The 11,646-nt window shown below is 62.0% G+C and carries 9 protein-coding genes; 2 read left to right on the top strand and 7 right to left on the bottom strand.

Annotated features, from left to right (window positions below):
• Window positions 1-49 precede the first annotated feature (49 nt).
• Both ACP153_RS01450 and ACP153_RS01455 read left to right on the top strand, forming a co-directional pair.
• Window positions 50-766: a hypothetical protein gene (locus ACP153_RS01450; protein WP_424969188.1), complete on the top strand. Its 717-nt coding sequence runs from the start codon at window positions 50-52 to the stop codon at window positions 764-766.
• A 92-nt stretch (window positions 767-858) separates the two neighbouring features.
• Entirely contained in the window at window positions 859-1,767 is a 909-nt protein-coding gene (locus ACP153_RS01455; protein ID WP_424969189.1) for an alpha/beta hydrolase family esterase, read from the top strand.
• Window positions 1,768-1,821: 54 nt separating this feature from the next.
• Here ACP153_RS01455 and ACP153_RS01460 read toward each other — a convergent pair whose 3' ends face one another.
• From ACP153_RS01460 to ACP153_RS01490, 7 genes are all read right to left on the bottom strand, one after another.
• Window positions 1,822-3,630, bottom strand: a complete 1,809-nt coding sequence (locus ACP153_RS01460; protein ID WP_424969190.1) for an NAD-dependent epimerase/dehydratase family protein — start codon at window positions 3,628-3,630, stop codon at window positions 1,822-1,824.
• Window positions 3,631-3,654: 24 nt separating this feature from the next.
• Window positions 3,655-4,617 carry an NAD-dependent epimerase/dehydratase family protein gene (locus ACP153_RS01465; RefSeq protein WP_424969191.1) on the bottom strand — a complete coding sequence of 321 codons (963 nt, stop codon included), beginning with the start codon at window positions 4,615-4,617 and terminating at the stop codon, window positions 3,655-3,657.
• A gap of 69 nt (window positions 4,618-4,686) precedes the next feature.
• Window positions 4,687-6,111, bottom strand: coding sequence for a tetratricopeptide repeat protein (locus tag ACP153_RS01470; RefSeq protein WP_424969192.1), 1,425 nt, complete (start codon window positions 6,109-6,111; stop codon window positions 4,687-4,689).
• Between the two features lie 59 nt (window positions 6,112-6,170).
• The gene (locus tag ACP153_RS01475) at window positions 6,171-8,807 is read right to left on the bottom strand and encodes an NAD-dependent epimerase/dehydratase family protein (protein WP_424969193.1); all 2,637 of its coding nucleotides are present in this window, start codon (window positions 8,805-8,807) and stop codon (window positions 6,171-6,173) included.
• Window positions 8,804-9,721 carry an alpha/beta fold hydrolase gene (locus ACP153_RS01480; protein ID WP_424969194.1) on the bottom strand — a complete coding sequence of 306 codons (918 nt, stop codon included), beginning with the start codon at window positions 9,719-9,721 and terminating at the stop codon, window positions 8,804-8,806. Before ACP153_RS01480 ends, ACP153_RS01475 begins: the two co-directional genes overlap by 4 nt.
• Before the next feature lie 4 nt (window positions 9,722-9,725).
• Window positions 9,726-11,330: an alkaline phosphatase family protein gene (locus tag ACP153_RS01485; RefSeq protein ID WP_424969195.1), complete on the bottom strand. Its 1,605-nt coding sequence runs from the start codon at window positions 11,328-11,330 to the stop codon at window positions 9,726-9,728.
• 13 nt (window positions 11,331-11,343) lie between these two features.
• Window positions 11,344-11,634 (bottom strand): acyl carrier protein, encoded by a 291-nt coding sequence (locus tag ACP153_RS01490; protein ID WP_424969196.1) that lies wholly within the window; start codon window positions 11,632-11,634, stop codon window positions 11,344-11,346.
• Window positions 11,635-11,646: the final 12 nt, after the last annotated feature.

Consider the following 11,646-nt stretch of genomic DNA (forward strand, 5'->3'; position numbering starts at 1 on the left):
GATACAGCCAGTCTACACTCCCGTAGCTATTCAGTGACACAGGTCCCTCATGAGTCTCGAATTTATTTCCGAATGCGCCGCCGTTCAGTACGGCGATCCCGATCACCTGATCATTATGTTCAGTTCCAACGCCGCCGTGCGGCGCAAGTCTTTTGATTTCAAGGACTACGCCCGCGATCTGCCCCAGACCTTCCTATTTTTGCGCGAAACCAGCGTGCATACGGGATTCCATAACGGGATCCTCGGGCTGAGCAACGATCTCGATGAGACGGTCGAATTCCTGCAATACTTCATCAAGAAGATGGGGCCCAAGCGGGTCACCATGTTCGGTGCCTCTATCGGGGGCTACGCGGCCCTGATCTATGGCTATCTGGTGGGCTGTGATGATGTGATCACCGTGGGCACCGTGACCTTCGTGGATCCCAACACCCGTGATGCGCTCAATGGCGCGGGCGAGCGTGTGCCCGGTGCCATGGAAGGCATGGTTGAGTTCTACACCAGCCAGGGGATGGAGCCGCGCTATCTCGATGCTTGGCCGCTGATTGAGGCCAACCCGGACAAGGTGAAGGCCGTGCGCCTCTACTACACACCCGAGGATGCGATCGACACGACCCAGAGCCTGCATGTCGCGCGTCTGCCGAACATCAAGGCGATTCCCTGTCCGGGCACGACCCATCGCTATATCGGCGTGATGTTGATCAGAGACGGCACAATTGGGAATGATTTCGCCAATCCGGTGGAAGTCTTCGACGCTGCTCCTGCCTGATACTATCGGATAGCAAGGGGCATTGGTGTAGGGTAACGTCAGCCAAGTTTACACAAGGTATGATGATGCTGCGCACCAGACTTCTCCAGTTTATGTCCCTGAAACTCAGTTGCCTCGCGATCCTCGCGGCGGTGGCCGTGACCACCGCCCCGACGCCTGCGCAGGCGAAGTTCGAGCTGGTCGAACGGAAGATCAAAGTCGGCAATCGGGAGCGGAGCTACCGCGCCTATATTCCCGACCGCGTCCGCGCGGGACGCGAGACATCCGTGATCTTCGCCTTCCACCCGGCCCTCGGGTCGGGCAAGGGCTTCGTGGATCAGGCAAACCTGCATCGGGCCTCCGGGGCCGAGGATTTTATCATCGTCTATCCCGAAGGCTTCCGTCGCACCTGGAATGGCGGCGATTGCTGCGGACCGGCCCAGCGCCGCAAGATCGACGACCTCGGCTTCGTGAAAGCGATGTTTCAGGATCTCGAAAACTTCGGCCCGATCAGCAAGAGCCGGAACTTCGCCGCCGGGTTCTCCAACGGCTGGGTGATGAGCCAGCAGGTCGCCTGTCAGATGCCGGACCGGTTCCGTGCGATCGCCGGTGGTGGCGCGGTGAAACAGGATCTGAGCGGATGCGGGCGCGGCTCGGCAGTGTCCATCTTCATCATGCATGGTCTTGAGGACACGATTGCCCCCTATCAGGGCGGTAAAAGCTCCTTGAACAAGACCGGACGTGGGGCCGAGCTGCCCTCGGTCGCGCAAATGGCCAACTTCTGGAAAGGCGCCAACAATTGCGGTTCGAAATCGTCGAGCTCTCGTCTGCCCGGTGCGAGTTGTGAAAGCTTCAAGGGCTGCTCTGGCGGCGCCGAGGTCACGGTTTGCGCGGTCCCGAATATGGGCCATTGGTGGCCAGGACATGGCGGCGGCCGGAAGGGTGAAAAGACCTTCGGGCCTTCACGTGGCGATCTGAACGGCGCAGGAGCCGCGATCAGCTTCTTCCGCTCGAAACTCTGAGGGATTTGTTAGGCGGCGGTCTCGAAAGAGCCCGCCGCTGACCCAAGCTTTGGCTTACAGCTGGATTATTGAGGCCGGTTCGTCCTGGCTCGCATGCGCCAATCCGGTCAACTGCGCAGCCTCTTCCCAGACCTTCCAGGCTGCCTCCTCGTCATAGGTCGCCGGCGCCGAGGCGCCAATTGTGTCCATCTCCAGGTAGAGACCGGTTTCGCCTGCGAACTCGGGTGCGGTCGCCAAGGTCACAATGGCCATCGCGGATTCCTTGACCGAAGTGGCGCGTTGCTGCGGCTGGTCCGGGATCTCTCCATCTCCAGCAGCTTCCGGACGCGCCTCACCGGGATTGATCGCATTGACGGTGACCGAACTGCCCTCCAGCAGTTGCGCCATCACATAGCTCGCCTGCAAGTTCTGAAACTTGGCCTCCGCGTAGGCGTCCGTTCCCTGAAAAGTCGTCTCATCCGCATCCGGACCTTTGGCGTCGCGATGCTCGTCCGAACTGACCATGATGATCCGCGCGGCGTCTGCTGCTTGCAGAGGAGCTGCGAGCAAGTTGGACAACAGGAACGGCGCGATATGGTGGAGCGCGAGGGTCATTTCGAGCCCCTCCTCCGTTTCGCGCCGCGTATTGAAGCGCCGATCTTCGCTGTGGATCAGCAGATCGATCTTGGGGAAACGGGCAGAGAGGTCCATGGCGACGTCGCGCAGGGCTTCAAGGCTCGAAAGATCAGCTTCCAGAAAGGTGCCGGAGACACCGTTGAACCCGGTCTCGACTTCCTTGAGTAAGGCTTCGCCGCTTTTCGCGCTGCTATCCACCGCAGCGATTGTCGCTCCGAGGCGCCCCAAGAAAAGGGTTGTCGCCCGCCCGACCCCGCGCGTCGCCCCGGTGATCACGACGACCTTTCCGGCCAGTGGCGCCTCCCCCAATTCCAGCGCGCGTGAAACAAAGCCGCTTTTGCGCGGCAAAGGATCGAGTGCACCGTCCGACTGCAACTCATGGATCACCGCCTGCACCGTTTGCGACAGGGCGGGCCAAATGGACTTGCGGGGCACGAATCCGGTCCGCGCTTCCAACGCCTCAGTGGAGAAAACCGCGACCGTGGGCTGGTGGGACGGGCGCAGCGCGTCGTAGGCCTCTGCCTCGTCGGTCAGTAACCGTGCGATCCGGCCCAATTCCTGATCCAGTACCCGATCCGAGAACGCGACAGGGGCGGCCATATGGGTCGCCATCCCACGGGTTTTGTCAGATCGCGCAATCGCCAGCAGGGCCGCGATCACATCCTCGCTGTCAACAGGATGAAAGCGTCCCGGGGCGGCAGCATCCTCGGCCAGAATTCCACGTACCAGGTTGCGCGCGGCAGGGTTATTTGGGTCGAGGATCAGCGGCACACGCAGCACTGCCCAGTCCGCAGCGCTTTCTGCGAGCCGAGCCTCAAGCGTATGCGCAAGCCGGGCGCGTGGAGACATATCGTCCTCGGCGCGCATCGGAGCATCCTCATCGAGTTGTCCCGCAACGCCTTGCGGCGGCGCGTAAATCTCGGTCGTTCCGAGCAGTACGAGACGGAAGGCGGCAGAGGCCTCCACCGCCTCGATCAGTTTGGTCAAACGCTTGTCACGCGCCGCCTCCGGATCACCGGGAAGCTCCGCAAGATCCACCGCAAGCGCCAGCTCGATCCCCTGGAGCGCCTTTGCAAACACGTCCTTCCGCGTCGGCCATGGGCGCCATGTAATCCGAGGATCTTCGGCAAAGCGCGACGGCGCCGACGTCTCTGTCGAGAACGCGGTGACGCTATGCCCCGCTGCCCGCAGGGCTGCAATCAGGCGCAGCCCCAGAAAGGTCTCGGCCCCGGTGACAAGCACGTTCATCTTTGATCACTCCCCTTCACGCGCTCAATCGCCAATCAGATGCGGCGGCAGCTTGATGCCCGCGGATGAGTAGAATTCGAGGCGGCCCAGCACTTCGGAGATGCAGGCTTTCACGTCTATCCGCGCCGTCCAGCCCAAGGCATGCAACTTGGCGGGCTCGTATTTCCGCAGACCGAGATTGTTGCGCTCGGCCACATCGCGAAACGGGTTGTCGGTTTTGCCGACATTCATAATGTCCCAGGTCAGGGCCTGAACGTCATAGATCGTGATCGGCTCACTATTGGCCACGAGGTAGCGTTGGTTTGCCGCCTCGGGATGCTCGCCCACCAGCAGCGCGGCAGAGGCAACATCGGACCCATGAACCCATTGCATCGTGTCCCAGACTTGGCGCTGCGTGTCGAGCCCGTCCGGCGTGCGCAAAACGGCGATCACCATTTGCTCGATGAAATAACTCTTGCGTCCGGACACCAGGGTCGGGCGCACGATGGCATAGTCGAGACCATATGTGAGATGGGCGCGGGTAACCGCATCCTCGGCCGCCATCAGGGATTCCGAATGGGCGATCTGCTGCGCCCCGCCAAAGGCTTCGCGGTGGGTGGTGTCCGTGATGGGCCACTGCCACGGCTTTTCATGGGGCGAATAGACCACACTGGAGCTGCAGAGGACAAAGCGCTTCACTCGCCCGATCGCGTGGTTGATCAGGTTTTGCGTCCCGTCTGCATTCACATGCATCATGTGCTTGGCGGATTTCGCGGGCGGCGGTCCGACCAGCGCGCAATGATAGATGATGTCGACGCCCTCCACCGCCTCGGCAAGCGCCGTCTCATCGGACAGTTCGCCCATCACGATCTCGATCCGGTCGCGATAGTTGATGCGGTGCATGCTGTCCGGCAGGGACAGGACCCGGACCTCGTGGTCGGTCTGCATCAAGGCTTCGAGCACGTACTGCCCGATGGCGCCGGTCGGTCCGGTCACGAGTATGCGCACGCTGAAGTCTCTCCGGAGGGGTGTCATCCCGGGCACTGGCGCGCCCGGGACAGGTTAGTCTTGGTGGTGTCAGGCTTGCGGGGCGTTGTTGCCGCGGCGGCGCTGGATGATGTTGCGCATCAGGCCTCCGTTACGGCGGCGGCCCTGCCCTTGGGGCGGCAGCACTTCGCCGGTGACGGCGCCATCGCCTTGAGCGGCAGCCCCGTTTTGCTGCTGGGCGCGACGCTCCTGAATGCGGGCGCGCAGGCCGCCGGTCTGGGCCTGACCATTGGCGTTGTTGCCGTTGCGCTGCTGCGCCAGACGTTGCAGCACCTGCTGACGCCGGGTTGCGTTCGGACCTTCGCGGTTCTCCTGACGCTTGGCGCGACGGGCGCGGCGACGGGCGCGCGGATCCTCATCCTTGCGCGCGGCCACTTGCTCCGCGCGCTTGGCAGCGAAGACATCCTTGTAGATCTGGATCAGAGCCGCGCCAGACGCGCCGGGATTGGCTGCCTTGGCCGCATCGATTTCCGCCAGCAATTCGTCCCCTCCCTGACGCATGGCAGCGACGCCCGCGCGATAGGATTGTTCAGCGGAGTCCCATTTTTCTTCCTCGACAAAGGCATCGCCATAGAGCCGGTGTACCAGGCTCGAGGTTTTGCTGCCACGGGAGCTGCGCGCCAGAAGCGAGCGCGCTTCGCTCAGCTTGTGCTGGGGAATGAGGCTTTGGACCAGCGCGATGCGCGCCAAAGCGCCCCGCTCGCTGGAAGCCAGCGGGCGCAGCACCGTCTCTGCCCCTTCATAATCTTCGGCCCGCAGCTTCATGCGGCCAAGAGACATGGTCAGACGGCGATTGCCCGGCTGACCCTCAAGTGCCTTTTCGAGGATCGAGATCGCCTCGGCCTTATCCCCGTCGCGCATGCAGACATTGGCCAGTTGAACCGCTGTACCCCGGTCCGAGGGGTTCGCCGCCAAGGCATGCTCAAGCTGGGCCTTGGCTTCATCCGCCTGGCTGTTCTGACGCAGAAGCGCGGCGAGCTGACGCCGCACACGCGCGGATTGCGGATCCACTTCAACCGCGGTTTTGAGCACCTCTATCGCGGCTTCGGGTTTTTTGTTCTGGTTGTGCAGGCGCGCGAGCCCCATCAAGGCGCGCATATTGCGCGGATCGGCCTGAAGCGCCTTGTGATAGTTCGCTTCCGCATATTCGGAGTTGCCGCCGCGCACACCGATTTGCGCCGCCATGAGGGCAGCGGTGGTGTTGGTCGGATCAATCTCCTGAACACGCTCCACATAGGGCGCGGCCTCGTCCAGACGCTTTTCGCGCACCAGCGACACGCCATAGGCCAGCATCGCGCGCGTGTCCTGGGGATCCGCTTCCATCATCATCTGCAATTCGGCGCGGGCCTCGTCATTGCGGCCCTCTTTCATCAGGCTGCGAACGTAGTTCATCGCCTCGTTCTGGTCGCCGCCGACCTGTTGTACATTTGGGGTCCAATCTGGGGTTTGGGACATTGTCCTCACTCCTTCCTGTTTCGTTGAACGGCTTCTGCCGCTCTTATGACTTCAATCAATCACTGCGCGCTGATGGCCGCGCCTCGTTCCTCATTCGGCGCCGATGAGCCCGGCGCCGCCTCCTGATCTGACCCGGTCCGCCCCATCGGGGTCGGTCCGGTCTCCGCCAAACGGGGCTTTTGCCCCGGGCGCGGCAGCTCGCCCTTGGCTTGTGCAGCTTCCACAATAGCACGAAGTCCCTCGGCAAAGGGAACCGAAGGGTAGAACTTCAAATGCGTTTTCCCCTTCGAGATATCGTATTGCTGCACATAGCGACGCCAGACACGGGTCCGGTCCGGATCCATGTCGTCATTGGTCGCGCGTCCGATCGCGATCCGGGTCATGCGCCCGATATCGCGATAGCTGACCACATCCGGCCCTGCGACCGTGAAGGTGTCATTCTTTCCATCCGCCTCGAAACAGGCACGGAGGATCGCCTCAGCCGCGTCGGTCACATGGACGAACTGACGCGGGAACTTGCCCGCATCATCCTGGCCAAATTCGGGGTCCGGCGCTTCGGCCTTGACCATCTGGTCGATCACCGGATCACCGACGCCGTAGACCAGTGCGAGCCGAAGGATGGAATGCTCATAGCCGAACTTGCGGCTATAGAAACGCGTCAGGTTCTCCCCCGCGATCTTGGTCATCCCGTAATCCGCGAGGTCATTGCCGCCATCCACACGCAGGGGCGCGCTCTCATGGATCGGCCATTCCTTCTCGATGAACTGGCTCTGATAGCAGGCCACCGAACTGCAGAAGACGAAGCGTTTGCAGGCTTCCTCCCGGTTCACGGCGCGCAGGAGCTCGTGGGTCTGGGCCACATTCACCCGACGCAGCTGTTCATAGGATCCTGAGGAGGGCTGCTGGTCCGACATGTGCAGAACGATCCTGGCCCCCTTGACGAACGCCGCACGCGTCTCGGCATTGTCCAGATCGCCGGTCATGATTTGCAGATCGGGCTGGGGATCGATCTTGTCCGCGCGATCCTCGGCAACGAGGGCGCGGACCTTGTATCCCTTGTCGAGCAGCTTGGGCAGGACATGCCGCCCGAGATACCCATCGGCCCCAAGGATCGCCACATCGCAGGCCGCCTCCGGCGCCTCGGCCGCGACCGGTTCAGGCCGCGCGGGAGCGGTATAAGGCTCAATCCCGTCATCGCCGAGCAGGATCTCGGTCCCGCCATCGGGGTTCTCGACATATTGCCAACCGGAGGCAAACCGCGCCGGGCTCTTGCCGCCAAAGACATTTGCCGTGCCCACCGCCAGACCATGGGGCGTCGAAACCATGGTCCGCCCCCCATAGTTATAGGGGTTGTTGAGCCCGTTGATGGTCACGGGCTGCCAGTTCACACCGTCTTTCGTGCGCCAAAGCTCGAACCCACCGCCGACCTCGGCCAACTGCTCAAAACTCACCGCATCCACGAGGCGTTTGGCCGTGGGCGAAGGTCGGTGCGCGTATTGCAGGAAGACCGACCAGTCGAAGGTCGTTACATAGAGCCAGCCGTCATGGACACACATCCGCCATGTGTAGCCCGAGAAGATATTGTCAAAGCCCGGCGCGATCCCGGACAGCGGGTATTTGAACCCGTCCGGTGTGTCGCGCGGCATCCCGATCAGCAGATCCCAGCTGTCATCGGGCCAGATCCGGATGATCTCCCCCGCGCCCGGCCCCACAAGGTTGGTCCGATCATACCCGCCATTCTGGATCGAGGAGCCCACATAGAGAGCGCCGTTGAACTCCACCATCCCCATGGCAATCTCGGAAAGCGGGCCACGATAGGCCCCTTTCTCGATCACCCGGCGCCATTTCAGCGGACCATCCCCACAGGGCGGGGTCGTCCAGACCTGATAACCCTCGTAATGGTTGAAGGTGCCCGCATAGAGCTGATTATTTGCCTTTGACATCATGAAAATGCCGTTATTCGTCTTGTCTCCGAAACCCAGATCGCAGGCCACTTCCCAATTGCCCGGCTTCGGGTCATTGGAGCGTTTCAGCACCCCGGTCCGGTTAGAGTTGAACTGGATTCCCTCCCCCGCGGGCGGCGCGTAGAGATAACCGTCGAAATCCACCAACTCGCGGAAAGTCGAAATGTTGTCATTGCCGATGCCCGGTTCGCAGGCGGGTTCGAAATTCAGCCCGTCCTCGGAGCGCAGGACATGGGCCGCGCAGCCGCGCAGCACTGTGGACATGGTCGAGACATAGAGGTTCGGCTTGCTGTCGGATTTGCCCTGGAACACGCGCATGCCGCGATAGCCGAGATCGCGTGGCGCCTCCTCACCCGTCTTGCCCTCGATCAGAGGAGAGCGATAGGCCAGCTCCCAACTGTCGCTTTCCGGGGTCCAGCGCCAGATCTGCCCCTGCATGTCGAGATCGCGCACATTTGGTGGCACATCCACCGGCCAGGGGTCCAGCGCGGGCGGATCGATCGGGGGGAACAAGTTGAGCAGTTTGAAGGAGTTGCGGGTCATCCCGCAATAAAGACGCCCTTCGAAATACTCCATCCCATGGACATAGGCATTGGCCGGATCACCGATGCCATTCTTCGCCAGACGCCGGAAATTGCCCGCGGTCAGCGCGGGCCCGGCATCCGGGTGCGGCTGGCGTCCGCGCGGCACCTCATCCGTCAGAGGGGCAGCAGGTGTCTTCGGCTTCGTCAAAATCTTGCTCGCTCGGTTTGTCTGCGCCGGAGGGGTCGGGCCGGGGTTTTGGGTGCCTCAAGGGCATGCAACAACGCATCGGGTTTCAGCAAGGGGAAGAAATGTCCCGCATTGGGCACGGTCACCGTGGTCGTATCCTGCATCAACTGCTCCAACCCATCGCGGGTCTTGAGGTACCGCGAGCGGGAGCCGTAGATCAGGTCCACAGGGCGGCGCACCAAGCGGATTTTCTCTTCTTCCAGACCGCGTTGGTCGTGCATTTCCTCATGGGCATTGGTGCGGGCCATCAGCTCGCGCCATCGACGCATGGCCCGGGAGGGGCGCCTTTTGGCTCCGGTGCTGACCGGCATGGCGGAGAGAACCGCCGCATCCCCGAACCCACCGGGTTTTCCATTGGTCCCGTCCGCATCCGTTTCCAAAAGCTCCTCGAAGAACCCGTGTGCAACACGCGGCAACTCGCCTTCGATAACGATCCCGCGCGCGCGCAGGCGTTTCTGCAGAGAGGGCCAGGCGCTCGTATCCGAAAGCGGCGGCATAGCCTGCAAGGACGGTACCCAGGCATCCGCGAGGGTCAGACGACGGACCTTGCCGTCATCCAGCGTCGCCACCGCCAAAGCCACTGCACCGCCGAAACTATGCCCGATCACATGGGCCTGCTGAATGCCCAGATGGTCCATCAAAGCGATCACGTCCTCGGCCAGATCCACGGTGCGATAGCCCTCGTCGGACATGGCAGAGAAGCCATGCCCCCGCAGATCAAGGGCAGTCACACGGCAGGTCTCCGCGAGTTTTGGGGCCACGCGGAACCACCAAAACGCGATATTGCAGAACAGCCCATGGATCAGCACCACATCGGGACCGGTCCCGATCTGCTGATAATGGATGGTCTGCCCGCGGAGGGACGCCCTGGGCATGGTCTTACAGATATCCCAGGGATTTCAGGCGTTCGCGGATCTGCTCTTCGGCGTCGCCGGTGAGCGCGGCATCATCCGCCTCGCCCGCCGCGGCCTCATCGCTCTCCGTGTAGCGCACGGGGTTATCGGTTTTATACGCCTCGGCAAAGGCCTGCACCGCCACCTTGCCTTCCATATCCGAAGGCACCTCGACCCCGCAGGAGTAGAGCGCCGTAGGCGCCACATCGGCGATAAAGAGCGGATCAATCCGGGCCCCGGCTTCGATCCCCGGCCCGGTGGCCACGAAGATCCCGTCCGGGTGGTGCGTGGCATAGGGCACGCGCCGATCTTTGATCGGTTGATCTGCGCGCAGCACCGACAGGAAGCTGAAGTCGTGGAGCTGAAGGGTCAGATCCGGCGCACGATCGGTTTGCGTGCCCGGGAAGGCATCCTCACGCTTGAAGACCGATTTGATCACCGGCTTGCCCGTATCCGGGTCCTTGAAATCCAAGAGCTGCGCAATGAGGTCGTCGCGGAACGCCTCATACTCTGCATCGGTGACGCCCGGATCGCCCGGGTTCGCCGCGCGACGAATAAAGATTGCGTTGGAGGAGGAACTCAGGGAATAGGCCTTGGTGCTGGCCCAATCGATCAGCGTGCTGGCCTCGGTATTCTCGTCGAGAGCCACCCTCCCCTGGTCATCCATGGGCGTCCCTTCGTTCCAGGCGAGCATCCCCGCATGTTCGAGGAAGGTATTGGCGTAGAAAATCCGGGTGCCAGACCGGGTAAAGCCGTGATCGGACACGATAAAGACCTGCGCCTGTGGCCCGGCTTTCTCGATGATCTGGACGATGTAGTCGTCCACATTCCGGAAATACTGCAGCACGAGCTCTCGCGCGGCCACGGAGTCAGGTGTCATATAATCATCGCGGGTCGCCGGATCGATCAGATGCCAGCAGAGATGCTGGATCCGGTCCACGCCATCAAACAGCACCGCAGTGAGCTCAGAGGGCTCTTCCTCCATCAGCGTCAAAAGGATGTCCTGCCAGCGCTGCTCCCGCGTGATGTGGAACTCCACCCAATCGGTCAGCTGGTTCTCGGAGAGGCCCTGCACCGCCTTGCGCTCATGCTGCCAATCCGTGGACATCTCGGAGGCTTTGAACACGCCTTTGGCCTTCAGCATCTTGAAGGTCTCGCGCGGGTGGATCGCGCGGCCCAGATAGGACCAGGGCACATAGCCCGGGATCACCACGCCATCGATCGGCTTGGCCGGGAACATCACCGGATAGTTCAGGGTCGTCGCCCGCTTGCCCGCGGCACTGGCCAGCTGCCAGATCGTCGGCACCTTCACATCCGCGGAGGTGGCCAACGTATAGCTCGGCTTGGAGCCCTCGCGATCCACGCGGATAAAATCAAAGACCCCGTGATTGCCCGGCGAGCGCCCTGTCATCAGCGTCGCCCAGGCGGGCGGCGTCAGGGGGTGGATGGTCGAGGCGAGAATGCCGCGGGCGCCCTCCTCCATGATCCGGCCGAGATTTGGCATGATCCCATCGGCCACCAGATGGTCGAGCATATCGTAGGTCGCGCCGTCGAGACCGATGATCACGGTTTGAATGGTTGTCTCTGACATATCCAGTCCTTCCTCAGGCGTTCTGTCGGGCGCTCAGCTCGACGACAGATTTTAGGATATCGTCTACGGACATATCCTTAAGAAGTCGGTCCTCTTCCCGCATCTTTCGGAAGAGTTGGTCGCCGAGGCCATAATTCTGCTGCAGCTCGGAGATCAGATAGACAAGGCTGATCGATTCCACCCCGAGGTCGAGCACCTTGCTCTCGGGGGTCAGTTCGATCTCGTCCTCGCCCAGATCATCCGCAAGATCCTCAAAAATCTCCTGCATTACCTTGTAGGCGTCATCATATGTTACGGCAGCCATGTTCTATTTCCT

The organism is Dinoroseobacter sp. S76 (assembly GCF_049801095.1).
Lineage (GTDB): Bacteria > Pseudomonadota > Alphaproteobacteria > Rhodobacterales > Rhodobacteraceae > Dinoroseobacter.